At 64.0% G+C, this 23,402-nt stretch carries 22 protein-coding genes; 10 read left to right on the top strand and 12 right to left on the bottom strand.

The window, feature by feature from the left end; all coding sequences use genetic code 11:
- Positions 1–116: 116 nt before the first annotated feature.
- The 3 genes from phnD to phnE (AC4FWB_RS09720) all read left to right on the top strand — a co-directional run bounded on the left by phnD (position 117) and on the right by phnE (AC4FWB_RS09720) (position 3,510).
- On the top strand, positions 117–1,025 hold the full coding sequence (gene phnD, locus AC4FWB_RS09730) for a phosphonate ABC transporter substrate-binding protein (RefSeq protein ID WP_491025782.1): 909 nt from the start codon (positions 117–119) through the stop codon (positions 1,023–1,025).
- Between the two features lie 162 nt (positions 1,026–1,187).
- Positions 1,188–2,144 carry a phosphonate ABC transporter, permease protein PhnE gene (gene phnE, locus AC4FWB_RS09725; RefSeq protein WP_491025781.1) on the top strand — a complete coding sequence of 319 codons (957 nt, stop codon included), beginning with the start codon at positions 1,188–1,190 and terminating at the stop codon, positions 2,142–2,144.
- A 1-nt stretch (position 2,145) separates the two neighbouring features.
- Positions 2,146–3,510, top strand: a complete 1,365-nt coding sequence (gene phnE / locus AC4FWB_RS09720) for a phosphonate ABC transporter, permease protein PhnE (RefSeq protein ID WP_491025780.1) — start codon at positions 2,146–2,148, stop codon at positions 3,508–3,510.
- Between the two features lie 223 nt (positions 3,511–3,733).
- On the opposite strand, the gene AC4FWB_RS09715 is transcribed toward phnE (AC4FWB_RS09720), so the two are convergent.
- The 3 genes from AC4FWB_RS09715 to AC4FWB_RS09705 all read right to left on the bottom strand — a co-directional run bounded on the left by AC4FWB_RS09715 (position 3,734) and on the right by AC4FWB_RS09705 (position 7,204).
- Positions 3,734–4,585 carry a sugar phosphate isomerase/epimerase family protein gene (locus AC4FWB_RS09715; protein ID WP_491025779.1) on the bottom strand — a complete coding sequence of 284 codons (852 nt, stop codon included), beginning with the start codon at positions 4,583–4,585 and terminating at the stop codon, positions 3,734–3,736.
- Positions 4,586–4,805: 220 nt separating this feature from the next.
- On the bottom strand, positions 4,806–5,993 hold the full coding sequence (locus tag AC4FWB_RS09710; protein ID WP_491025778.1) for a Gfo/Idh/MocA family protein: 1,188 nt from the start codon (positions 5,991–5,993) through the stop codon (positions 4,806–4,808).
- Positions 5,994–6,148: 155 nt separating this feature from the next.
- The gene (locus AC4FWB_RS09705; RefSeq protein ID WP_491025777.1) at positions 6,149–7,204 is read right to left on the bottom strand and encodes a sugar phosphate isomerase/epimerase family protein; all 1,056 of its coding nucleotides are present in this window, start codon (positions 7,202–7,204) and stop codon (positions 6,149–6,151) included.
- 402 nt (positions 7,205–7,606) lie between these two features.
- Between AC4FWB_RS09705 and AC4FWB_RS09700 the strand changes: the two genes are divergently transcribed.
- Genes AC4FWB_RS09700 through AC4FWB_RS09685 form a run of 4 tightly spaced genes read left to right on the top strand, consistent with a single transcriptional unit; the run spans position 7,607 to position 11,427 of the window.
- Entirely contained in the window at positions 7,607–8,494 is an 888-nt protein-coding gene (locus AC4FWB_RS09700; protein WP_491025776.1) for a sugar phosphate isomerase/epimerase family protein, read from the top strand.
- 58 nt (positions 8,495–8,552) lie between these two features.
- Positions 8,553–9,722, top strand: a complete 1,170-nt coding sequence (locus AC4FWB_RS09695) for a mandelate racemase/muconate lactonizing enzyme family protein (protein WP_491025775.1) — start codon at positions 8,553–8,555, stop codon at positions 9,720–9,722.
- A gap of 2 nt (positions 9,723–9,724) precedes the next feature.
- Entirely contained in the window at positions 9,725–10,441 is a 717-nt protein-coding gene (locus tag AC4FWB_RS09690; RefSeq protein WP_491025774.1) for a FadR/GntR family transcriptional regulator, read from the top strand.
- Between the two features lie 5 nt (positions 10,442–10,446).
- Positions 10,447–11,427: a hydroxyacid dehydrogenase gene (locus AC4FWB_RS09685; RefSeq protein WP_491025773.1), complete on the top strand. Its 981-nt coding sequence runs from the start codon at positions 10,447–10,449 to the stop codon at positions 11,425–11,427.
- A gap of 268 nt (positions 11,428–11,695) precedes the next feature.
- Here the strand turns inward: AC4FWB_RS09685 and AC4FWB_RS09680 are convergent, their stop codons facing one another.
- Positions 11,696–12,991, bottom strand: coding sequence for an amidase (locus tag AC4FWB_RS09680; protein WP_491025772.1), 1,296 nt, complete (start codon positions 12,989–12,991; stop codon positions 11,696–11,698).
- Between the two features lie 117 nt (positions 12,992–13,108).
- Between AC4FWB_RS09680 and AC4FWB_RS09675 the strand changes: the two genes are divergently transcribed.
- The gene (locus AC4FWB_RS09675) at positions 13,109–13,456 is read left to right on the top strand and encodes a GFA family protein (protein ID WP_491025771.1); all 348 of its coding nucleotides are present in this window, start codon (positions 13,109–13,111) and stop codon (positions 13,454–13,456) included.
- Between the two features lie 218 nt (positions 13,457–13,674).
- On the opposite strand, the gene AC4FWB_RS09670 is transcribed toward AC4FWB_RS09675, so the two are convergent.
- Entirely contained in the window at positions 13,675–14,886 is a 1,212-nt protein-coding gene (locus AC4FWB_RS09670; RefSeq protein ID WP_491025770.1) for an MFS transporter, read from the bottom strand.
- A gap of 92 nt (positions 14,887–14,978) precedes the next feature.
- On the opposite strand from AC4FWB_RS09670, the gene AC4FWB_RS09665 reads away from it, so the two are divergent.
- Together AC4FWB_RS09665 and AC4FWB_RS09660 are read left to right on the top strand one after the other, a co-directional pair.
- Positions 14,979–15,947 carry an AraC family transcriptional regulator gene (locus AC4FWB_RS09665; RefSeq protein WP_491025769.1) on the top strand — a complete coding sequence of 323 codons (969 nt, stop codon included), beginning with the start codon at positions 14,979–14,981 and terminating at the stop codon, positions 15,945–15,947.
- A gap of 103 nt (positions 15,948–16,050) precedes the next feature.
- Entirely contained in the window at positions 16,051–16,482 is a 432-nt protein-coding gene (locus AC4FWB_RS09660; protein WP_491025768.1) for a DUF4437 domain-containing protein, read from the top strand.
- 35 nt (positions 16,483–16,517) lie between these two features.
- Here AC4FWB_RS09660 and AC4FWB_RS09655 read toward each other — a convergent pair whose 3' ends face one another.
- From AC4FWB_RS09655 to AC4FWB_RS09625, 7 genes are all read right to left on the bottom strand, one after another.
- Complete coding sequence (locus AC4FWB_RS09655) at positions 16,518–17,603, bottom strand: ABC transporter ATP-binding protein (RefSeq protein WP_491025767.1); 1,086 nt, start codon at positions 17,601–17,603, stop codon at positions 16,518–16,520.
- A gap of 105 nt (positions 17,604–17,708) precedes the next feature.
- Positions 17,709–18,812: an ABC transporter ATP-binding protein gene (locus AC4FWB_RS09650; protein ID WP_491025766.1), complete on the bottom strand. Its 1,104-nt coding sequence runs from the start codon at positions 18,810–18,812 to the stop codon at positions 17,709–17,711.
- Entirely contained in the window at positions 18,809–19,045 is a 237-nt protein-coding gene (locus AC4FWB_RS09645; protein ID WP_126097798.1) for a hypothetical protein, read from the bottom strand. The genes AC4FWB_RS09650 and AC4FWB_RS09645 overlap by 4 nt, the downstream gene beginning before the upstream one ends.
- Positions 19,042–20,001 (bottom strand): carbohydrate ABC transporter permease, encoded by a 960-nt coding sequence (locus tag AC4FWB_RS09640; protein ID WP_126097797.1) that lies wholly within the window; start codon positions 19,999–20,001, stop codon positions 19,042–19,044. The genes AC4FWB_RS09645 and AC4FWB_RS09640 overlap by 4 nt, the downstream gene beginning before the upstream one ends.
- Before the next feature lies 1 nt (position 20,002).
- On the bottom strand, positions 20,003–20,908 hold the full coding sequence (locus AC4FWB_RS09635; protein ID WP_491025765.1) for a carbohydrate ABC transporter permease: 906 nt from the start codon (positions 20,906–20,908) through the stop codon (positions 20,003–20,005).
- A gap of 69 nt (positions 20,909–20,977) precedes the next feature.
- A complete protein-coding gene (locus AC4FWB_RS09630) occupies positions 20,978–22,294 on the bottom strand; it encodes an ABC transporter substrate-binding protein (protein WP_491025764.1) in 1,317 nt (438 codons plus the stop codon).
- Between the two features lie 355 nt (positions 22,295–22,649).
- Positions 22,650–23,345, bottom strand: a complete 696-nt coding sequence (locus AC4FWB_RS09625; RefSeq protein WP_491025763.1) for a TetR/AcrR family transcriptional regulator — start codon at positions 23,343–23,345, stop codon at positions 22,650–22,652.
- Positions 23,346–23,402 lie beyond the last annotated feature (57 nt).

Genomic DNA, 23,402 nt, shown 5'->3' with positions numbered 1-23,402 from the left:
CGGGCAAATCATGGATTTCGGCAAGAGCAACCCGGATCGCCCGCCCGCGTCAAAGGCCAGACTTAAAAATTCGAACGCTGCCGGCGCGAAGCCGGCAAAACAGGAGAGAGATCAAAATGTTCAGGAAAATGGTTTTTGGTGCCGTATCGTTGCTCGCCATGGCGGCAAGTGCCGCGCACGCCGCCGACATCAAGGAATTCCGCGTCGGCATCCTCGGCGGCGAGAACGAGACCGACCGCCTGCGCAACTACCAGTGCCTCGCCGACCACCTGAAGGCCGAATTCGGCTTCGAGAAGGTGTCGCTGTTCCCGGCCGCCGACTATGACGGCGTCATCCAGGGCCTGCTCGGCGGCACGCTCGACTTCGCCGAGCTCGGCGCGTCCGGCTACGCCAGCGTCTACCTCAAGGACCCGAACGCCGTCACCCCGATCCTCACCACCAAGCAGACCGACGGCTCGACCGGTTACTATTCGATCGGCCTGGCGCTGAAGACGTCCGGCATCACCGACATCAAGTCGGCCAAGGGCAAGAAGCTCGGCTATGCCGACCCGGATTCGACCTCGGGCTACCTGATCCCGCTGACCCAGATCCCGAAGGACACCGGCGCTTCCAACGAGACCTACTTCGCCTCGACCCAGTTCAATGGCGGCCATGAGAACAACGTGCTCGCCGTGCGCGACGGCAAGGTCGACGTGGCGGTGGACGATTCCTCCGGCATCGGCGACTTCAAGAACGGCTACACTTCCGGCACCTTCCACAAGGAAGTCGCCAAGGGCGCCGTCGACCCGAACGATTTCGTCGAAGTCTGGCGCTCGGGCCTGATCCCGAACGGCCCGCTGGTCGTCCGCACCGCGCTCGGCGCCGACATGACCGCCAAGCTCACTGACTTCTTCACCGCGCTGCCCGGCAAGGACAAGGCCTGCTTCGAGGGTGTCGAAGGCGGCGATTTCACGGGCTATGTCCCGGTCAAGCCGGACTTCTACAGCGTCATCGTCGAAGCCCGCAAAGCCGCTATCGGCGGCTGACGGCATCAGGAAAAAGGGGCGGCGTCCACTAAAGCGACGTGCGTCCACTTGGACGCACAAAGTACGCTTTAGCACTTTGGATTGCCGCATCGGACTTTCCGAAAATCGGATTTCGATTTTCGGGCCGATGCGGCGGCGCCGCCCTTTTTGCATGTTCCGATCATGACAGCCTCAGCGACGATCCATTCCGAAGCGACAAGGCAGCAGGCCGACGCCTGGCGGCGCCAGACCTCGCTCCGCCGCTTCTACACCGCGCTCGGCGTCGGCCTGCTGCTGGTCGCCATGGGCGCGACCATGTGGTTCGCCGACGAGGCCAATGCCGGCCATTTCTTCGAGCGTCTGCCTCACATCCTCGACTTCCTGAGCTGGCTGATCCCCAAGGACTGGAACGACGTCTGGCGGGCGCTGTTCGACATCGCCTCGCCGCATGACAAGGGCACGCAGGAATTCAATTTCCCGCTCGGCCGCGTCTACATCTGGGGCGGCTTCTACATTCCCGAATATTTCGAGCTGATGCTGACCACCGTCAACGTGGCGCTGGTCTCGACCTTCATCGGCTTCGTTTTCGCCGTTCCCTTCTCCTTCATCGCCGCGCGCAACCTGACGCCGAGCCCAATCCTGCGGCTCATCGTCAAGCGCTTCATGGAACTGCTGCGCGCCTTTCCGGAGATCGTCATTGCCGGCCTGTTCGCGGCCATCGTCTCGATCGGCCCGGTCGCCGCCATCATCGCCATCGGCCTGCATTCGATCGGCGCGCTGGGCAAGCTGTTCTACGAGATCAACGAGAACATCGACATGCGCCCGGAGGAGGGCCTGCGCGCGGTCGGCGCCAACTGGATCGAGCGCGTGCGCTTCGCCGACCTGCCGCAGGTGCTGCCCAACTTCATGTCCTACACGCTGCTCAGGATCGAGATCAACGTCCGCATCTCGACCATCATGGGCGCGGTCGGCGGCGGCGGCATCGGCGAGGAGCTGAAGCTTTCGATCTCGCGCGGCTTCGGCGCCAAGACGCTGGCGCTGGTGCTGCTGCTCTTCGTCACCATCTTCCTCGTCGACCAGTTCTCCGCCTGGCTGCGCCGCAAGCTGGTCGGTGAACAAGCCTTCTTGATGAGTGCCTAAAATGGCCATGACAGTCGATGAGATCAAAGCCGTCGAGGATCGCCACCCGCAGGTGTTCCAGCGGCCGGCCTACAAGCGTTTTTGGCCGCTGCTCCTGATCGCGGGCACCGTGCTCTATCTCGCCTACGCTCTATGGTTCTTCAGCCTGCCGCAGGTGCTGAAGGAATCGCATTGGGAGCGCCTGCCGCTCTTCCTGTCGCAATGGATCAGCTACGACCTGCAGCCGGAATTCCGGCTCGACCAGCCTCAGATCACGCCGAAATATCCGCGCTTTTCGGCGCTCGGCGAGAACCCCAATCCGGACTGGGTGATCAAGAACCCGGACGGCACCTTCACCGTGCAGATCGATGGCGAGGCCAAGTCCGTCACCTTCGACAAGACCAGGGCGACGATTCTCGCCAACGGCCGGACGGTGCCGGTGTCGCTCACCGGCGGCAAGCCGGTGGTGGAAGGCCCGGTGCCGGACTGGGTTACCGTGCATGACGACGAGGTCGTCGCCAAGATGGGCTTCGTCGGCGAGGTGCGCGTCACCGTCGACCGCATCAAGGTGCGCAAGCGCTTCCTCGGCTGGGCGAATTTCGTCTTCGATACCCGCTCGCCCTTCTTCGGCAAATCGGCAAGCGAGGTGTTCTCGCTGATCCTCTCGGGGCCTGAGCTCAAGCCCGGCACATCGAACCTCGCTTTAGCCGCCGACAACATCTGGAACAACGCCCAGTGGCAGCACGGCGATGTCTGGACGAAGCTGTTGCAGACTATCGTCATGGCTTTTTTGGGCACCCTGCTCGGCGGCATCGTCGCCTTCCCGCTCGCCTTCTTCGCCGCCCGCAACATCACCCCGAGCGGTCTGCTCAGCCAGGTGTTGAAGCGTTTCTTCGACTTCATGCGCTCGGTCGACATGCTGATCTGGGCGCTGTTCTTCACCCGCGCCTTCGGCCCCGGCCCGCTGGCCGGCAGCGCCGCGATCTTCTTCACCGAGATCGGCACGCTCGGCAAAACTTATTCCGAGGCGCTGGAGAACATCGACGACAAGCCGCGCGAAGGCGTGCTCTCGACCGGCGCCAACGGCCTGCTTGTGCAGCGCTACGGCGTGCTGCCGGAAGTGGTGCCGATCTTCATCAGCCAGACGCTCTACCAGTGGGAATCGAACACCCGCGGCGCGACCATCATCGGCGCCGTCGGCGCCGGCGGCATCGGCCTGAAACTATGGGAAGCCATGCGCACCAACTCGAACTGGGCCAACGTCTTCTACATGGTGCTGCTGACGCTGTTCGTCGTCTTCGTCTTCGACAACATCTCGAATTTCCTGCGCCGAAGGCTCAGCCGCACGCTGCATGATTACAACCGGCTGCAGGCGGCGCAGGGCTAACCTTGAGGTGCAAAACCGGCGGGACAGCGCCCCTCTCTGTCCTGCCGGACATCTCCCCCACAAGGGGGGAGATTGGCAGCTTCAGCGCCGGCACTCCATTTGCAACGTTGGCGATAGGCGAAAGCGGCTGAGCGCGTGATCTCCCCCCAAGTGGGGGAGATGTCCGGCAGGACAGAGGGGGGCGCGAAGGATCGCCAACGCAGATCCTTTTCCGCATTCGCCACTACCTCGCAGCCTTCCACCCATCCCTGATATGCCTATACCCCTCGCGATAAACCGCCTCCGGGCTCTCCGAAAAATCGCGCCACACCTTGGTCGCCGCCGCCAGGTCCTTCAGCGAGCGGCCGAAGGACTCGATCGTCAGCCAGTCGTCATAGCCGCTCTTGCGGATGGCGGAAAAAGTCTCCTTCCAGGGGATGTTGCCGCGCCCCGGCACGCCGCGGTCGTTCTCCGAAATATGGATATGGACGACATTTTTGCGGTTGCGCGTATAGGCGCCGATCGGGTCGGCCTCCTCGATATTGGCGTGGAACGTGTCGTACATCGCCCTGATGTGCGGCCGGTCGATCGCGTCGATATGCTCCGACAGATCGTCCATCGTGTTCACCAGATAGCATTCGAAGCGGTTCAGCGCCTCGAGCCCAATGGTCACGTCCTTCTTGCCGGCATGGTCGCCGATGGCGCGCTGCGAGGCGACCGAGCGCTTCTTCTCGGCCGCCGTCGGCCCGCTGCCGGAAAAGGCGCCGAGCGTCGAGTGCAGCGGCCCGCTCAGCCTGTCCGCACCGAGCGCCGCGCTGCAGTCGATCGCCCATTTCATGTAGTCGATGCCGGCCCTGCGTGTCGCGCCATCCGGCGAGATTAGGTTCATCGCCGGATCGCCCATGGCCGAGACCGCCGTGCGCTCCAGCCCGATGCGATCGAGCATCTCGCCGAGCTTCTTGTAGTCGTCAGGCTCGCCGGCAAAGACCGGGATCTCGACGCCGTCGAAGCCGGTTGCCTTGATGTCCTTCAGCAGCGCCTCATGCTTTTCCGAGACGCTCGTCGTCCACAAGAACATGCACATGCCGACTTTCATCGACACCCTCCCCCTTTGACGGCCGGCTGTTCCCTCCCGCCGGCTCTGCCATACTCCCCCTCATCCGGCCGCTTCGCGGCCACCTTCTCCCCGCCGGGGAGAAGGGACGGGCGCCAGCCTTCTCCTCTCCCCTCGGGGAGAGGTCGGATTGCCCCGAATTGCCTTGCAATTCGGCCGGCAATCCGGGTGAGGGGGATTTCCCGTTCGCCGACCGCCGCAACTACAGCTTCGTCCACGCCCCATTCTTCTTCGACGACTTCACGCAGGCCTCGATGAACGCCATGCCTTCGACGCCGTCCGCGATCGTCGGGAAGATGACATCTTTGCCCAGCTTGCCGCCCTTCCTGCGTGCTGCCCGGATCGCTCGTGCGGCTTCCTGGTAGATGTTGGCAAAGCCTTCGAGATAGCCTTCCGGATGGCCGGACGGCACGCGCGTCACGCGCCCCGCCACGGGCATCGCGCCGGCGCCGGCGCGGGTCAGCAACTGCTTCGCCTGGCCGAAGGGCGTGTACCAGAGATAGTTCGGGTCAGCCTGCACCCATTCCAGCCCGCCCTTCGAGCCGTAGATGCGCAGCTTCAGTCCGTTCTCGTGCCCTGGCGCCACCTGGCTGGCCCAGATCATGCCCTTGGCCGGGTGCGCCTTGCCAACCGGCTTGAAGCGCAGCATGACGTTGACGTTGTCGTCGAGCTGGCGGCCCGGCACGAATGCGTCGAGGTCAGCCGACAAGGAATCGAGCTCCAGTCCCGACACGAAGCGGGCGAGGTTGTAGGCATGCGTGCCGATGTCGCCGAGCGCGCCGCCGGCGCCCGCCTGCTTTGGGTCGGAGCGCCACGATGCCTGCTTCTGGCCGGTGGCGGCGAGGTCTTCGGTCAGCCAGTCCTGCGGATATTCCGACTGCACGATGCGGATGTCGCCGAGCATGCCCTTGGCCACCATCTCGCGCGCCTGCCGGATCATCGGATAGGCGGTGTAGTTGTGGGTGAGCACGAACACCTTGCCGGTCTTTTCGACCAGTGCTGCAAGCTTCTTGGCCTCGGCGAGCGAAGTTGCCAGCGGCTTGTCGCAGATGACGTGGATGCCGGCCTCGAGGAATGCCTTGGCCGCCGGCACATGGACGTTGTTGGGGGTGACGATCGCCACCGCCTCGATGCCGTCCGGGCGCTTGGCCTCGGCTTTCGCCATCTCGGCATAGGAGCCGTAGCTGCGCGCCGGATCGAGCCCGAGCTCGGCGGCCGAGGCCTTGGCGCGTTCGGGATTCGCCGACAGCGCGCCGGCCACCAGCACGAAGTCGTTGTCCATGCGCGCCGCGATGCGATGCACCGCGCCGATGAAGGCGCCCTGCCCGCCGCCGACCATGCCGTAGCGGATCGGGCCGCCTCCCGTTTCCGACTTCGATGCGCCGACCATTCCGTTCTCCCTTGTCTGAGATACCCCTCCCCCTCGAGGGAGGGTGGCCCGAAGGGCCGGGAGGGGTCGGTTCATGCCGAACTCTACGCCCGGCGACCCCACCCCGATCCGCGTTGCGGATCGACCCTCCCCCTCGAGGGGGAGGGTAAACAGCGTTAAATCCCCATCATCGCGCGCAGCAGCTTCTTGTCGCTGGTGCCGCCGGCGAAATCATCGAAAGCCCTCTCCGTGACCCGGATGATGTGGTGCTGGATGAAGGGCGCGCCTTCGGCCGCGCCATCCTCCGGATGCTTCAGGCAGCATTCCCATTCCAGCACCGCCCAGGAATCGTAATTATACTGGGTGAGCTTGGAGAAGATGCCGCTGAAATCCACCTGTCCGTCGCCGAGCGAACGGAAGCGTCCGGCCCGGTTCACCCAGCCCTGATAGCCGGAATAGACGCCCTGCCGACCCGTCGGGTTGAACTCGGCGTCCTTGACATGAAATGCCTTGATCCGTTCGTGGTAGATGTCGATGAACTCGAGATAGTCGAGCTGCTGCAGGAGGAAGTGCGACGGGTCGTAGTTGATGTTGCAGCGCTTGTGGCCGCCGACCGCGTCGAGGAACATCTCGAAGGTCGCGCCGTCGAACACGTCCTCGCCCGGATGGATCTCGTAGCCGACATCGACGCCGTTCTCGTCATAGACGTCGAGGATCGGCTTCCAGCGCTTGCCGAGCTCGGCGAAGGCCTCCTCGATCAGCCCCGGCGGCCGCTGCGGCCACGGATAGAGGTACGGAAAGGCGAGCGCGCCGCTGAAGCTGACCGAGGCCTTGAGGCCGAGATTCTTCGACGCCTTGGCGCCGAATTCCATCTGCTCGACCGCCCATTTCTGCCGGGCTTTCGGATTGTTGTGCACCTCGGCCGGCGCGAAGCCGTCGAACTGCGCGTCATAGGCCGGATGCACCGCGACGAGCTGACCCTGCAGATGCGTCGACAGTTCGGTGATCTCGACGCCGGCGTCGGCGCAGATGCCTTTCACCTCATCGCAATAGGTCTTCGACGACGCCGCTTTCTTCAGGTCGAACAAGCGGCCGTCCCAGGTCGGGATCTGCACGCCTTTGTAGCCCAGGCCGGCCGCCCATTTGGTGATCGAAGCCAGCGAATTGAACGGCGCGGCGTCGCCCGCGAACTGCGCCAGAAACAGGCCGGGACCCTTCATCGTCGTCGGCATCGGCATCCTCCCTCTCTCGTTTTTCGCGACCAAGCATAGCGCCGATTGAAGTGAGGGCCAGCCTGTTTGGTCATTCGGTATCGGCGCCAGAACGCGGCGTCATTCTGGTATTACCAAATCCGGCCATTTGGTCAAGCGGCCGGAAACGACACGAAAGCGCTTGGCATCATCGCAAAGGGAAGATTTAATCCATTAAAATCAATAAATTGTCCGACAGCCAAGGCTCCCTTCTCGGTCTCCTTGCCGTTCATGCGAATTTGCTGTAGAGGTCTTGCCAGGCCCAATTGGTCGAACCAGTTTCAAAGAAAAACCGCTGGAGCGCCTTGGGGAGGAATTGTGCGGCGGCCTCTTTTGAAGTCGTCGCGGGCAAACATGGCAGGCGAATTCTGGGAAGGATAGACCATGCATCTTTCGACGCACAACTGGATGCGGGCGGAGCCGCTGGAGACGACGCTTAAGCGCATCAAGAAGCTCGGCTATGAGTCGATCGAGATTTCCGGCGAGCCGGAGCAGTACAAGACCAAGGAAACGCGCGCGCTCTTGAAGGAGCACGGCATCCGCTGCTGGGGCTCGGTGACACTGATGCTTGGCGAACGCAACCTTGCTGCCAAGAACCAAGGCCAGCGCGAGCGCTCTGTGCAATATGTCAAGGACGTGCTGACCATGGTCAGCGAGCTCGACGGCGAGATCATCACGCTGGTTCCCGCGACCGTCGGCAAGGTCGTGCCGGACGGCACCGAGGCGGAAGAATGGGGCTGGGTGGTGGACGCCACGCGCGAATGCTTCACGCATGCCAAGAAGGTCGGCGTCAAGATCGCCGTCGAGCCGCTCAACCGCTTCGAGACCTATCTCTTCAATCGCGGCGCCCAGGCGCTCGCCCTTGCCGACGCGGTGAGCCCGGAATGCGGCGTTTGCCTCGACGCCTACCACATCCACATGGAGGAATTTAACGTCTATGACGCCATCCGCCAGGTGGGAAAGCGTCTCTACGACTTCCATGTCGCCGACAACAACCGCTTCGCCGCGGGCCTCGGCCAGATCGACTGGCCGAGGATCGTCGGCACGCTAAAGGAGATCGGCTATGACGGCGCGCTGACCAACGAGTTCGTCGCGCCCGTCGACCGCACGCCGGCGGCGCCCTATCCGGAGATGGTGGAGCGCAACCCCGTCGATATCTCGCCCGAGCAGCTCAAATTCATCCAGGATCACGGCTCCAGCCTGCTCACCGAGAAGTTCTACACCGATCAGATGCGCATCACCGCCGAAACGCTGCTGCCGCTGATCAAGTAGTCGGTCCGATCGAAACTAGCCCTTCCGCCCTCGCCGGGCGGCGGGGCCGGGGATGAAGATGCGTATCAAAAGCGTCCAGGCCTGGTGGGTTCGCATACCGATCGAAGTCGCGAAGCAGCACCGCAGCGACTTCGGTCAGGTGACGACGTTCGACGCCGCCATTTTGCGCATCGAGACCGATGATGGCCTGGTCGGCTGGGGCGAAGGCAAGAACGCCGCCGGCAGCGCCGGCAGCTACGGCGCGCTGGTCCACATGCTGAACCACGAGATTGCGCCGCAGCTCATCGGACTCGACCCGGCCGACATCGGCATCATCTGGGAGATGCTTTATAACGGCGTGCGGCACCACACGGCGGCCCATGCCGGCCATGCCATGCCGCAGCTGGCGCGGCGCGGCATGAGCGTGGCGGCAATCAGCGCCGTCGACATCGCGCTCTGGGACATTCTCGGCAAGTCGCTAGGGCAGCCGGTCTGGCGGCTGCTCGGCGGTCGCAAGGTCGAGCGCATGCAGGCCTATGCCTCGGGCGGCTGGGCATCGGCGGATGCAATCGGCGAGCAGCTCAAATCCTACATCGCCAGGGGTGGCTTCAAGGCGCTGAAGATGCGCGTCGGCGCCATGGACGGCGCGCCGCATATCTCGGCCGCGCGCGTGCGCGCCGCCAGACAAGCGATCGGTCCTGACGTCGACCTGATGGTCGACGCGCACGGCACCTACACCGTCGCAGAGGCGAAGCGCTTCATCAGCCTCACCGCCGATCTCGACCTCGCCTGGTTCGAGGAGCCGGTAATCGCCGACGACAAGCCGGGCATGGCCGAAGTGCGCGCCTCAGGCTCGATCCCGATCGCCACCGGCGAGAGCGAGGCGACGCGCTATGCCTTCCGCGATCTGGCGGTGCTGAAATCGGCCGATATCTTCCAGCCGGATCCCGCCTTCTGCGGCGGCATCAGCGAGGCGATGAAGATCGGCACCATCGCCAGCGCCTTCAACCTGCGTTTCGCGCCGCATCTTTGGGCCGGCGCGCCCTGCTTCTTCGCCGGGCTGCATGTCTGCGCGGCTTCACCCGCGAGCTTCACCGTCGAATATTCGCTCGGCGCCAATCCGATGATCCACGATCTCGTCGAAGAGACTGTCGAAGCAAAGGACGGTATGATAGCGATCCCTGAAAAGCCTGGATTGGGATTCACCGTTTCGGAGCGATTCCTGGAGGCGCACGCGCAACGCATTTGACGATGAAAGAAAAGAACCTTCTCGCGGAACTCGCCGCCTATCTGTTCTCCAACTCGGACAAGGAGTCGGGCCGCACGCCGTCGGAGCGCGAGCTGGCGGAGCATTTCGGCGTCAGCCGCGGCCAGATCCGCGAGGCGCTGGCGATCCTCGAAGCCATGCGCATCGTCGAGCGCCGCGCCAAATCCGGCATCTATATCGACACCAAGCAGGCAAGCGTCGAGGCGTTAGCGCTTTTCGCCCGCGCGGGCCTGCCGCTCGATCCGGTGCAGATCTACGAAACCGTCGAGCTGCGCAAGATCCACGAGATCAAGGCGGCCGAGCTTGCCTGCTCGCGCGCCACCGAGGAGAATTTCGAGCGTCTGCGCGAGATACTGAAAGCTTCCGAGGAGCGCATCGCCGCCGGCGAAGGTCTCGCCAAGGAAGACCGCGAGTTCCATCTCGAGATCGTGCGGGCGACCAAGAACGGCGTCTTCCACAACATCTGCAGCGTCTATTATCTGATGGGCGAGCAGCGCCTGCCGATCTATTTCAACGATCCCGAGCGCAATCTGCGTTCGCATGCCGAGCACATCCAGATCTACGAGGCGCTGCTACGCCGCGACGGCAATCTGGCGCAGGCGCTGATGAACGCCCATCTGCAGGGCGCCGAGAGCTACTGGAAGGGCCTGATCGAAGGCCGAGGGGCGGAACCGAAGAGCGCGACGCTCGAAAAGGCCTGAACCCGATGCGCAAGATTCTATCGACGCATCCGCTGCACCCGCGCGCCACGGCCATGCTGGCGGGGGCTGGCCGGCTGGCCATCGCCTCCGCCCTCGATGCCAAGACGCTGACGGCCGAAGCCAGGGACGCCGATATCGTCATCGTGCGCGCGCCGCTGCCGCCGGAGCTGTTCGACGGCGCCAAGAATCTGCGCGCGGCGATCCGCCATGGCGCCGGGCTGGACATGATCCCGGTCGACGCGGCCACCGCCGCCGGCGTGCTGGTGGCGAACGTGCCGGCCGTCAACGCCCGCTCGGTTGCCGAGCATGTGATGTTGACCGCACTCGCACTGCTCAGGCGCTTCCGCGTGATGGACCGCGACTTGCGCGCCAAGGGCTGGCTCGCCGGACGCGAGCACGCCAACTCGACCAGCGAGCTTGCCGGCAAGACCATCGGCATTGTCGGCCTCGGGGCGGTCGGTCAGGCCGTCGGCCATATCGCCGCGCACGGTTTCGACCTCAATGTCGTGGCGACCACGCGCAGCTTGCGTCCGGCGCCAGAACGCTTCGGCTTCCTGTCGATCGACGCGCTGGTCGAGCAGAGCGACATCATCGTGCTCTGCTGTCCGCTGACCGAGGAGACGCGCGGCCTGATCAGCCGCGAGCGCATCGCCCGCATGAAACCCAACGCGCTTCTGATCAACGTCTCGCGCGGACCGGTGGTCGACGACGAGGCGCTGATCGAAGCACTGCGAACGGGCCGCATCGGCGGCGCCGCGCTCGACGTCTTTGCCACCCAGCCGCTGCCGCCCAACCATCCCTATTTCGGCTTCGACAATGTCATCGTCACTCCGCATCTGGCCGGCATCACCGAGGAGTCCATGATGCGCATGGGTGTGGGTGCGGCCGGCGAGGCGTTGCTAGTGCTTGCCAACAAACTGCCGGTCAATCTGCGCAATCCGGAAGTGATCGAGCACTATCGGCGGCGCTTTCCGGCTGGTGGTTAATTTCCCCGGCGAGCGCCGCGACGGTGCAGACATGAGATGTCGGCGGGACAGCGCCCCCCTCTGTCCTGCCGGACATCTCCCCCACAAGGGGGAGATTGGCTGTTTCATCGCCTCGTTCGCTTCTGCAACGTCAGGGACTGGCGAAGGCCCGCGTGACGTTCAATCTCCCCCCTTGTGGGGGAGATGGCCGGCAGGCCAGAGGGGGGCGCGAAGGAACGCAACGCCAATTTTCCTGATGCCAATTTTGCGTTGTTTCGCGGCATCCACGTCAACGGCCGAGCAAAGCCTCCACCGCTGCGGCAACCCTGAGAAGACGACGATCATGGCCGTGCTTCGCTACCAACATCAGCCCGGCCGGCAACCCGGTCCCAGGCATCGGCAGCGAGATCGCGCAGAGGTCGAACTGGTTGGCGACCTGGGTGTTGCGTAAGAGCAGGCCTTCCGTTCGGTCTCGTAGTGCTTCATCGCCGGCCATGGCGGCGATCGACGGCGCGACCATCGGCACGGTCGGCAGGGCCAGCACGTCAACCGCTTGCAGCCGCTCCTCCATGGCTGAGACCAGTTCCCGACGGCGGCGGATCGTCCTGATGTAGACGGAAGCCGGAACCGTCAGCGCGCGCGACATCGGGCCGGTGACATGCGGATCGACCGGCACCGACGCGCCGGTCGCCAGCCAGTCGGCATGCACTTCGGCGCCTTCCATCGACGCGATCGAGGCGCGTTTGGTCGCCGCGCGCATCTCGGCGATGAGATCGTCGATCGAAGAGTCGACGACGCGTCCGCCTGCCTGCTCCATCGCGCGAACACTTCGGTCGAAGGCCTCGGCGACCTCAGGCTGCGTTTCACCGAAGAGCACGCCACGCGGAATGCCGATGCGCAGGCCGGCGAGCGAGGTCGGCTGAAGAGCCGTCGGCTCCTCTCCCGCCATGATCGCGTCCACGATCGCGCAATCGGCAACGCTGCGGGCGAGCGGGCCGATCGAATCCAGCGTCGCCGACAAGGGGAAGGCGCCATTCAACGGTACACGCCCTGCGGTCGGCTTGAAGCCGACGACACCGTTGAGCGAAGCCGGAATGCGCACCGAGCCGCCGGTGTCCGAGCCGATCGAGATTTGGCTGCTCCCCTCGCCTACCGCGACGCCCGCTCCCGACGACGAGCCGCCCGGGATCAGGCTCGCATCGGCGGCGTTGCCCGGCGTGCCGTAGTGCAGATTGTCGCCGATCGCGGTGAAGGCGAATTCAGTCATGTTGGTCTTGCCGAGGATCACAGCGCCCGCCTGGCGCAGCCGGCGCACGATCGCTGCGTCCCGCGCGGCAGGTTGCGCACCGGCGCGCATCAGCGAGCCGGCCCGGGTCGGCTCGCCGGCGATATCGAACAGATCCTTGATCGATACGATTACACCATCGAGTGGCCCGAGGCTCACGCCGGCCTTTTGCCGGGCATCGGCAGCATCCGCCGCCGCGCGCGCCGCCTCAGAATAGAGCCTGGTGTAGACCTTCTCGTCGGTGGCACGATTGGCAAGACGCGACAGGATGATTTCGAGGCGGTCGCGGACGGATTGCATGTCGATGTCGGACTCCGCAGTGTTGCAACGTCTTTTAAGCATCGGCCGGTTGGGCCTGCGGAAAGGGATAACCCGGCAAGCGTGCCTTTGCACCCTGCCAACGATAGGAAGATGCTGATGCTGTACAAAGGCGGCTGCCACTGCGGCAAGGTGGCGTTCGAGGTCGAGGGTGAGCTCGGCGGCGCCGTGCGCTGCAATTGCTCGATCTGCCAGCGCAAGGGCGCGCTGCTGTGGGCCGTGCCGCACGACAGCCTGCGGCTGGTCGCCTGGGGCGACGACCTCGGCAAATACACTTTCGGCAAGGGCTCGATCGCGCATCGCTTCTGCCGGACCTGCGGCATCCATCCCTTCGCCGAGGATGCCAGACGGGGCAGCGAGCGCAGCGCTTACATCAACATCAATTGCCTCGAGGACGTCGAACTCGCCGCGGTGCAAGTGTTCGAGTTCGACGGCCGCTCGGCTTAGTTTCTCGACACAAGGTGTAGGAAATCCGAATGCCGGCGGGACAGCGCCCCTCTCTGTCCTGCCGGACATCTCCCCCACTTGGGGGGAGATCGGACGTCACCACGGCTTTCGCCAATCGCCGACGTTGCAGGAAGAGCGCCTTCGGCGAAGCTGCCAATCTCCCCCCTTGTGGGGGAGATGTGTCCGGCAGGACAGAGGGGGGCGCGAAGGATCGCGGCCTATCCTTGTTTCGGGCCGATGGCGAAAGTCACCAGCGCCGCCAGCAGCGTCGCCACGGCGCCGTAGGCGAAGGCGCTTGCCACACCGGCATGGTCGACCAGCAGGCCGCCGAAGACCGCGCCCAGCGCGATCGCCACCTGGAACGTCGCGACCATCAGGCCGCCGGCGCTCTCGGCCTGGTCGGGCGCGGCGCGCACCAGCCAGGTCTGCAGCCCGACCGGCACCGCGCCGAAGGCGAAGCCCCAGCTGGTCACCGCGATGGCTGCCGTTACCGGCGAGGCGCCGAGCGTAAGCAGCGCCAGCGCCGACAGCGCGATCAGCAGCGGCGCCAGCCCGACCGCAAGCTTCAGGTTGCGCTCAGCCAGGAAGGCGCCGGCGAAATTGCCGAAGAAGCCGCCAATGCCATAGGCGAGCAGCACCAGCGAGATCGTCTCGATCGGCATCACCGGCACCGTCTCCAGGAACGGCCGCACATAGGTGAAGCCGGCAAACTGTCCGGACGCGACCAGCAGCACGACCAGCAGCGCGGCGCGGATCGTCGGCCGCTTCAATACGTCGATCAGGGTGCGGAAGCTTGCCACCGCCGTCGGCGGCAGGCTGGGAATGGTGGCAAGCTGCACCAGCAAGGTCAGCGCGCCGACGACGGCCGCGATCATGAAGGCCGTGCGCCAGCCCCAGATGTCGCCGACATAGGCGCCTACCGGCGCCGCGGTGACGGTCGCCACCGAAACGCCGGTCAGGATGATCGACATGGCGCGCGGCATCAGCCGCATCGGCACCAGCCGCATCGCCATGGCGGCCGACATCGACCAGAAGCCGCCGAGCGCGACGCCCAGGACCACGCGGGCCAAAAGCAGGACGGTGAGCGAGGATGCGAAGGCGGCAAGCAGGTTGGAGACGATCAGAAGCACCGTGAGCATCCACATCACCAGCCTGCGGTCGAGCCGCTTGGTGACGATGGCCATGGTGGGTGCCGCGATCGCGCCGACGACGGCCGTAGCCGTCACTGCCTGGCCGGCGGCGCCTTCGCTGACGCCGAGATCCTGCGCCAGCCGCGTCAGCAGGCTGGCGGGCAGGAATTCGGCGGTCACCAGGCCGAACACGCCGAGCGCCAGCGAGACCACCGCGCCCCACACGGGCTCGGTTCGTTCTTCGTCATCGGTTCGGTCGAGGATAGCGGCGTCGACAACGCCTGTGGCAGGTTCGGTCATGGAAGCGTCTCCGGGAAAGTTGCAGCGCAACATTTGGCTGCAGTGCAACATAGGGAGTGACGACCTGGAGTTTCCATGTTAAAAACACCGAAATGAATTACAATTCGTCCAAAACCACCTTACCGGCATCCGGCGATCCGCTGACCGACATGCTGCGCGGTTTGCGGCTTGACGGCGTCGACTATGGCCGCTGCGTGCTGGGTGAGCCCTGGGCCGTTTCCTTCCCCGCGCAGAAGGCGGCGCGTTTCCATTTCATCGGCCAGCAAGGCTGCTGGCTGTTCTCCCCGGCCAAGGAATGGATCGAGCTCTCGGTGGGCGACGCGCTGCTCATCCCGCGCGGCGACGAGCACGTGCTGGCCAGCGCGCCGGGCGTGCCGCCCGTGCCGATCGGCCGCTACACCATCGAGCCGGTCTGCGAGAACATTTACGACGTCTCGAACGGCTGCGACGGCTGCAAGACCCTGCTGTTTTGCGGCAGCATGCATTTCAATCTCGACGGCTCGCATCCGCTGCTCGACATGATGCCCGACCTGATGCAGGCGCATAAGCTGATGGCGAACGCGCCGGGCATCCAGCATCTGCTCGACGCGATGGCCGGCGAGGTGACGATGGACCGGGTCGGCTCCGGCGGCATCCTGGCTCGGCTCGCCGACGTGCTCGCCGCCACGATCATCCGCTCCTGGGTGGAGAACGGCTGCGGCGATGCCACCGGCTGGATCGCCGCGGTCCGCAATCCGGACGTCGGCAAGGTGCTCGCTTCCATCCACCTGCAGCCCGACCGCGACTGGACGGTCGAGGCGCTGGCGCGATTGATGGGCGCTTCGCGCTCGGCCTTCGCGCAGCGCTTCGCCACCGTGGTCGGCGAGACGCCGGCTAAATATGTGCTGCGCGTGCGCATGCATCAGGCACGGCAATGGCTTGCCCGCGACGGCATGAGGGTGTCGGTGGCGGCGGCGAAACTCGGCTACGATTCGGAAGCCTCCTTCAGCCGAGCCTTCAAGCGCGTCATGGGTGTCGCGCCGAGCCATCTGCGCCACGCCGGCGGCGAGGAGCAATCCTGACGCCCGAGCCACTGCCGTACTGGAGGAATTGCCAAGTCTTTTGGACGGCGCGTCATTCCCCGTCGGCATGGGCCGCATAAGCTGGCCGGCGGAGGAGACCGCCATGGCCAAACATCTTGCACCGCTCGCGCTTGCCGCGCTGACCGTCCTTCCCGGACCGGCGCTTGCCCTTGAAGACAGCTACCTGCCCGCCGACAAGATCCCTTATGTCGTCGAAGCGCCGGACCAGCCGCAGCGCCTCGGCCCGCTATGGGGCGAGCGGGCGAAAGGGCCGGCCGGCACATTGCTGAAGGTTCCCGGCAACTGGCATGCGCCTGTCCACGCGCACACCGCCGATTACCGCGCCGTGGTGATCAAGGGCGTTTGGGCGCATTGGCAGATGGACGGCGGCGAAGCAACCAAGGTCGAATTGCCGCCTGGCTCCTACTGGACCCAGAAGGCCAACGAAATGCATGACGATGCCTGCCTGTCGGACACCGAATGCGTGATCCTGCTGATCAACGACACGCCTTACGAGACCTATCTGCCGAAGTAGCCCGGGCAGTGGCAGTCGGACGAACGGCTGGCCCGCTATCCGGCGTGCCGCAGGCTCACGCCGCTGCCCTTGTCGAACATCACCACCTTGTCCGGATTCCAGGCAAAGCGCACCGGCTGCTCGATCTCGACAGCAGTCCTCGCCGGCACGGTGGCTCTCAGCATCGCGTCGCCGACCCTCAGCGTCACGATCTTCTCAACGCCATGGTTCTCGACGTCGTGGACGCGGGCCTCGACTGGCGCGCCGCTCTCCAGATAGACGTCCTCCGGACGGATGCCGAAGACGAGCGGGCGACCGTCGGCCGCGCCACCCCTCTTGGCGCCCCCTGAAAGCGGCAACTCGAAATTCATCGGCGCCATCACCGCGCGATTTTCGACCAGCTTGCCGTCGATGAGGTTCATCGGCGGCGAGCCGACAAAGCTCGCGACATAGGTGTCGCGCGGGTTGTTGTAGATCTCCTGCGGCGTGCCGGTCTGGACGATGCGGCCATGGTTGAGCACGCCGACCTTGTCGCCCATCGACATCGCCTCGATCTGGTCGTGGGTGACGAACAGAAACGTCGCTCCGAGCTGCATCTGGAGGTTTTTCAACTCCGTGCGCAGCGCTTCGCGAAGCTTCGCGTCGAGCGCCGACAACGGCTCGTCCATCAGGAACACGCGCGGCTTGCGCACGATGGCCCGGCCGATCGAGACGCGCTGCATCTCGCCGCCGGACAGCCGGTCGGTCTTGCGGTCGAGCAGGTGCTCGATGCGCAGCGTGCGGGCGGCACGCGCGACACGGTCCCTGATCTCGGTGTCCGGCAAGCGGCGGATCTTCGGCTTCAGCGGGAACTCGAGATTCTGCCGCACCGTGTAGCGCGGATAGAGCGAATATTGCTGCAGCACGAGGGCCACGTCGCGCTCTGCCGCGCCCCAGTCGGCGACGTCGACGCCGTCGATGAAGACCTGGCCCTCGGTCGGCTTTTCGAGGCCCGCGATCATCCTGAGCGTCGTCGTCTTGCCGGCGCCGGTCTCGCCGAGAAGCACGAAGAATTCGCCATCGGCGATGTCGAGATTGAGTCCCGACAGCGCGGTGTGCGTGCCGAACGTCTTCGAGATGTTCTTGAGCTGGATATGGGCCATGTCTACCGTCTCAATTTCTATTCGAGGGCGTCTGCCCTCCGCTATGGCTCCGGGCGTTCGATTGTTCGAAAGGCCAAATCGTTGGCTTTTCGCGTCCTTCGGCCGTCACAATCTCACCCCAAGCGACTTGCCACTCGCCGCGTCGAAGAAATGCGCCTGCGAAGGGTCGATCCGGACATAGACCTTCTCGCCCGGCCCGCTGACAAAGCCGCTCTTGGTGCGGGCACGCAGCATCTTGGAACCGACCTTGAGATCGACGATGTCGAAGGAGCCGAGCGGCTCGACGATCTGCGTCTCGACCGGCACGAAGCCTTCCGCCGCCTCGTGGCGCACAAGCACGCCCTCCGGCCGGATGCCAAGCGCAAGCTCGCCGCCGGCATGGCCGTTGAGCTTCGACAGCAGCGCGCGCGGGAACTCGAAGCCGCTCGCCGCGTCCCCGACAGTGACCGACGCGGCCGAGGCGTTCTCGGCGACCCTGGCTTCAGCCACGTTCATCACCGGGCTGCCGACGAACTGCGCGACGAACAGATTGGCCGGGTGCGAATAGACCTCGTCCGGCGTACCGACCTGCTGCAGCACGCCTTCATGCATGATGACGATGCGGTCGGCGAGGCTCATCGCCTCGATCTGGTCGTGGGTGACATAGATGCTGGTCGAGCCCTGCTTGATGTGCAGCCGCTTGATCTCGGCGCGCATCTCCTCGCGCAGCTTGGCGTCGAGCGCGCCGATCGGCTCGTCCATCAGCATCGCCTTTGGGCGCCGCACCAGCGCGCGGCCGATCGCGACGCGCTGCATGTCGCCGCCCGACAGCGCCGACGGCTTCTTGTTGATGAGGTCGGTGATCTGCAGCGTCTTGGCGACCGAGCGCACCTCGGTATCGATCTCGCTCCTGCTCTTGCGCGTCGCGCGCAGCGGGAAGGCGATGTTCTCGTAGACGTTCATGTGCGGATAGAGCGAGAACGACTGGAACACCATGGCGATGTCGCGGTCGGCGGCCTTGAGATGCTGCACTGGCTTGCCGTCGATCAGGATGTCGCCCTGGTCGATCGTCTCCAGCCCGGCTATGGCGCGCAGCGTCGTCGTCTTGCCGCAGCCCGATTGTCCGAGCAGCACGATGAACTCGTTGTCGTCGATCTTGAGGTTCAGGTCCTTGATGACCTGGACCGCGCCGAAGAATTTCTGGACGCCGCGAAGCTCGATCTGGGTCAATGCTGTGCCCCCTGATTTCGCGCCTGCTCAGCCGCCCCGTGTCCGGTGCCGGCCTCCTCCTCGCGCGGGATCTTGGAGGTGATGTTGAAGCCGATCAGCCCGATCAGGATGATGGTCACCCCATAGCTGTGCAACAGCATGTTCCACGGCTGGCAGAGCGCGATGATGCCCAGCACCATCAGGATCTGCGATCCGGGCTCCAGGTACTTTTCGTTGATGGCGCGAAAACTCATTTGCGGATCGCTCCGAAGGACATGCCGCGCAAGAGATGGTTGCGGAGCAGGAAGGTGAAGATCGCGACCGGCAGCAGGAACAGGAAGGTGCCCGCCGCGATCACCGTCCAGTCGGGCAGGCCGGAACCGACTTGGCTCGGGATGAAGGGCGGCGCGGTTTGCGCGCGGCGGTTGGTCATGATCAGCGCGAAGGCATATTCGTTCCACGCCGTGATGAAGCAGAACACGGCGGTGGCGGCGATGCCGGTCGCGGCCTCGGGCAGCACGATCTTGAAGAAGGCTTCCATGCGCGTGTAGCCGTCGACCAGCGCCGCCTCCTCATACTCTTTCGGGATCTCGTCGATGAAGCCCTTCATCAGCCACACCGAGAAGGAGAGATTGAAAGCGGTGTAGAGGATGATGAGGCCGAGATGGGAATCGTTCAGCCCCGCGGCCCGGTACATCAGGAACATCGGAATGGCGACCACCACCGGCGGCAGCATGCGTGTCGACAGGATGAAGAAGAGCAGGTCCGCCTCTCCCTTCACCTTGAAGCGCGAGAAGCCGTAGGCGGTGAAGGTGCCCATGCCGACCGCCAGGATCGTCGAGGTGATGGCGACGATAAGCGAATTCATGAAGCGGCTTGGGTAACCCGACCACTGCACATTGCCCTGGCCGTCGCGCACGATCTTCTCGCCGCCGTTGAAGACGACGCGCTCCCACCATGGGGCCGCCGCATACTCTTCCGGCGTCGGCGGGCTGCGCAGTTGCGAGCGCTTGGCGAACAGCTTCACGAAGGGCGATATCTCCGGCTGGAACACCACCGTCGGCGGGATCGTCGTGGCAAGGTTACGCGGCTTGAAGGCGGTCGAGGCGATCCAGTAGATCGGCGCCAGGAAGATGATCGTCACCACCAGAACGGCGACGATGGCTATCCGGTTGAAGGCGACTTCGGAAGATGTGCGGACGGCAGCCATCTCAGCGCTCCTTCACCTTGTTGAGGTATTTCACGTAGATGTTGGTGATCGCCAGCACCATGATCAGCACGATGTAGGCCATGGCGCAGGAACGGCCGGTCTGCCATTCCTGGAATGCCATCTTGTAGAGGCGGATCGAAATCAGCTCGGCCGTCGGCTGGCTGGTGAGAATATAGGCGAGGTCGAAGGTCTTGAACGCTTCCATGGTGCGGAAGATGATCGCGATCATCAGGATCGGCGCGACCAGCGGCAAGGTGATGCGGAAGAAGGTATAGAACGGCCCCGCGCGATCGATCGCGGCGGCCTCGTAGAGATGCTTCGGCACCGCCGAGAGACCGGCCAGCGATAGAAGCATGACGAAGGGCGACCACATCCAGATGTCGGTGAGCGCCACCGCGTAGAGCGCCATCTTCGGATCGGACAGCCATTCGAACGTGCCGAGCCCGAGCGCGTAGTTGATGATGCCGAAGGACGGATCGTAGAGCAGCTTCCAGAACAGGCCGACAACGGCCATCGAGAGCATCATCGGCAACAGAAGCAGCGTCGTCAAAAGGCCCTTCATCGGGATGTCGCGGTTGAGCAGCATCGCCACGCCGAAGCCGACGAAAAGCTGTCCGGCGACCGAGATGATGACATATTTCGCGGTGATGGCGAAGTTCGACCAGACATAGGGATCGCTGAGCAGGTCGCGATAATTCTGCAGCCCGACGAAATTAGCCGGCGCATTGGTCGAGGCGCGGAAGTCGGTGAAGGAGTAACCCAGCGAATAGATCAGCGGGAAAATATTGAAGACGATCAGGAACAGGATCGTCGGGATGATGAAGAGATTGCGGATCGAAATGTCGCTGAGGCCGCGGGCCGCGGCCCGCGAGGACCTGTCCAGCGTGGTGATCATCGTGGTAGCCAAAACCCTGCTCCAGATTTCAGAAAAGAGAGCGGAGGAGGCATGGAATGCCTCCTCCGTGAGGCATGTCGGTTACTTCACGCGGCCGTATTTCTTGAAGGTCGCGTTCCAGTCGCCAGCCAGTGCGTCGAGCGTCTCCTTGGCCGTGCCGGGTCCACCGATCACGTAGGGATAGATGCGCTGGTTGAGCTGCTGCAGCAGTTCGGCATATTCCGGCACCGCCCAGAAGTCCTTCACCTTGAACATGGTCTCGTAGAAGGCCTTGTTGTAGGGCGTGGCGTTCTGGAATTCAGGCGACTTCAGCACGGCCGCGCTGCAGGTGTAGCCGCCGAGCGCCGCCCACTTCTTCTGGGTTTCGTCCTTGATGAACCATTCGAGGAACTTCATCGCCTCGTCCTGCTTCTGCGAGTAGGAGACGATCGAAATGCCCTGGCCGCCGAGGGCTGCGAACTGATCGCCATTGGGTCCCGGAGGATTGGCGAAGAAGCCGGTGTTCTTGGCGTTCGGGTTCGACGCCTCGTTGATCAGCGAGGGGAAGAACGCGAAATAGTTCATGCTCATCGCAGCCAGGTTCTCGGTGATCGCCTGGTTGTCCTCGACGAAGAACGATTTGGCCCAGCCCGGAGGCGTGAACTTGTAGAGATCCCGATAGGCGTCGAGCGCGGCGACAGCCTTGTCCGAGTTGATGATGCCATCGACCTTGTAGCTCGAATAGTCGCCCAATTCGCCGCCATAGGAGAACAGCGCATTCTCGAAGCCCATCGCCATCGCGTCATAGGAATTGTCGGTGTAGATGGCGATGCCGTATTTCTTCTGGTCCGGCCGTTGGAAGAATTCGGCGATATCATGCAGCGCCTTGAAATCCTTCGGCACGTCGAGGTCGTAGCCGTATTTGGCCTTGAAGGCTTCCTTTTCCTTCGGATCCTCGAACCAGTCCTTGCGGTAGGACCAGCCGACGGCGTCGCCTTCGAGCGGGATCGCCCAGTACTTACCGCTGTTGCCAGGATATTCGGCGTAATATTTCACCGTCGCCGGCGCCATCACGTCGTTCAGCTTGTGCTTGTTGAAGAAGTCGGTCAGGTCGACATAGTGGCCGCCGGTCGAGCCGGCGCCGAGCCATTGCGAGTCGCCGACCACCATGTCGTAGGCGTCGCCATGGGCGTTGAATTCGGTGAAGGCCTTGGTCTGGAAGTCCGACCAGGGCGTGGTTTCCACCGTGATCTTGACGCCGGTTTCCTTCTCATACTCGTTGCCGAGTTCCTGCAAATAGTTGGCCGGATCCCATTCCGCCCAGAAGATGGTGAGTTCCTTATCCTGCGCATAGACGGATGTCCCGCAGGCAAGCGACAGGCCGATACCAGCAAGCACGCTGGTTACTATCTTGCGCATAGTTTTCCTCCCTGGTGCGCATTCTACCGTGTCATGCGAGCCGGCAGCATGGTCGGCCCTGGTAGTTCCTCCCGTGATGGCACTTTTCCGGCATCAAGCCTCCTCACCCTGCCGGAAAAAATGGATCGCAGCCCTCACTTTCGATCTGCTTTATGTGTACTGATCTGGTATTACCAATTCAAGAGGGACGTCAAGCGCTTTCTTGTACGCCTCGAAGCGGTTCGACAAGCCAATCGAGGCAGTATCTGTCTGTTTTCCCTTATTTTTCCTACTCCTTGATACATGAAGGCCTTGCTTCTGGCGATGCACCACAATTATTATCGGTAGCTGACCCTCCAATCTGGTCGAACCAGATTTAGGACATTTCCGTCTTGGATGATGTCGAAACTCCACCCGCTTTCACCTCTGATTCCGCTATCGCCGCGCGCACCAGCGCACCCGCCGCCCAGTCGGCGACCGACATCATGTCACGGCTCTCCAGCCCCCATATGTCCTTCAGCACGATCAGCACCTCGACGCCGAACATCATCGACAGCGCCTGGGCAAGACGCTTGAACTGGCGCGGCTTGAGTTGACCCTTGAGCGGCGCGATCGCGTCCTTCAAAAGATCGACGCGATGACCGCGCTTGAAGGCTGGCTCGGTGCCCAGCGTGCCCGCCTGCCGCTGCGCCCACTGGTCGAGCGACAACTTGAGCGCCGCCTTGAAGGTCGCCTCGAAAGCCTCGATGCGCGGCATGGCGGAGGCGAACAGATCCGCCACTCGCCGCTCGGGATCGGTCGAAGCCGATTTCCAGGTCAGGATCGGACCGAGCCCTTCGTCGACGACCGCCTGCACCAGCGCCGCCTGGCTCGGGAAGTAGCGATAGGCGGTCGCGCGGGAGACCTGCGCTGCCTCGGCCACCTCACTCACCGAAGGCGTCACACCAGCCTGCATCAGCCGCGTCGCCGTCTCCAGCATCAGCCGCCTCGTTCGCGCGCGCGGCCCCTTTTCGGCTGCCGGCATTTGCTCGGCGTCGTCGTTCGAAGCGGCTTGTTGACGTGAGACATCCATGTCAATACGATACGCGCGTCTCAAAAAATTGCAAGGCATCGCGCCGTGCAAGAAGCG

Source organism: Mesorhizobium sp. LEGMi-168a (assembly GCF_058312955.1).
The sequence above is the reverse complement of the archived record's forward strand: the minus strand, read 5'-3'. Positions and strand labels throughout refer to the sequence as shown.

Coding starts and splice junctions, on each gene's coding strand:
- phnD (WP_491025782.1), top strand. CDS start 117: ATGTTCAGGAAAATGGTTTTTGGTGCCGTATCGTTGCTCGCCATGGCG.
- phnE (WP_491025781.1), top strand. CDS start 1,188: ATGACAGCCTCAGCGACGATCCATTCCGAAGCGACAAGGCAGCAGGCC.
- phnE (WP_491025780.1), top strand. CDS start 2,146: ATGGCCATGACAGTCGATGAGATCAAAGCCGTCGAGGATCGCCACCCG.
- AC4FWB_RS09715 (WP_491025779.1), bottom strand. CDS start 4,585: ATGAAAGTCGGCATGTGCATGTTCTTGTGGACGACGAGCGTCTCGGAA.
- AC4FWB_RS09710 (WP_491025778.1), bottom strand. CDS start 5,993: ATGGTCGGCGCATCGAAGTCGGAAACGGGAGGCGGCCCGATCCGCTAC.
- AC4FWB_RS09705 (WP_491025777.1), bottom strand. CDS start 7,204: ATGCCGACGACGATGAAGGGTCCCGGCCTGTTTCTGGCGCAGTTCGCG.
- AC4FWB_RS09700 (WP_491025776.1), top strand. CDS start 7,607: ATGCATCTTTCGACGCACAACTGGATGCGGGCGGAGCCGCTGGAGACG.
- AC4FWB_RS09695 (WP_491025775.1), top strand. CDS start 8,553: ATGCGTATCAAAAGCGTCCAGGCCTGGTGGGTTCGCATACCGATCGAA.
- AC4FWB_RS09690 (WP_491025774.1), top strand. CDS start 9,725: ATGAAAGAAAAGAACCTTCTCGCGGAACTCGCCGCCTATCTGTTCTCC.
- AC4FWB_RS09685 (WP_491025773.1), top strand. CDS start 10,447: ATGCGCAAGATTCTATCGACGCATCCGCTGCACCCGCGCGCCACGGCC.
- AC4FWB_RS09680 (WP_491025772.1), bottom strand. CDS start 12,991: ATGCAATCCGTCCGCGACCGCCTCGAAATCATCCTGTCGCGTCTTGCC.
- AC4FWB_RS09675 (WP_491025771.1), top strand. CDS start 13,109: ATGCTGTACAAAGGCGGCTGCCACTGCGGCAAGGTGGCGTTCGAGGTC.
- AC4FWB_RS09670 (WP_491025770.1), bottom strand. CDS start 14,886: ATGACCGAACCTGCCACAGGCGTTGTCGACGCCGCTATCCTCGACCGA.
- AC4FWB_RS09665 (WP_491025769.1), top strand. CDS start 14,979: ATGAATTACAATTCGTCCAAAACCACCTTACCGGCATCCGGCGATCCG.
- AC4FWB_RS09660 (WP_491025768.1), top strand. CDS start 16,051: ATGGCCAAACATCTTGCACCGCTCGCGCTTGCCGCGCTGACCGTCCTT.
- AC4FWB_RS09655 (WP_491025767.1), bottom strand. CDS start 17,603: ATGGCCCATATCCAGCTCAAGAACATCTCGAAGACGTTCGGCACGCAC.
- AC4FWB_RS09645 (WP_126097798.1), bottom strand. CDS start 19,045: ATGAGTTTTCGCGCCATCAACGAAAAGTACCTGGAGCCCGGATCGCAG.
- AC4FWB_RS09640 (WP_126097797.1), bottom strand. CDS start 20,001: ATGGCTGCCGTCCGCACATCTTCCGAAGTCGCCTTCAACCGGATAGCC.
- AC4FWB_RS09630 (WP_491025764.1), bottom strand. CDS start 22,294: ATGCGCAAGATAGTAACCAGCGTGCTTGCTGGTATCGGCCTGTCGCTT.
- AC4FWB_RS09625 (WP_491025763.1), bottom strand. CDS start 23,345: ATGGATGTCTCACGTCAACAAGCCGCTTCGAACGACGACGCCGAGCAA.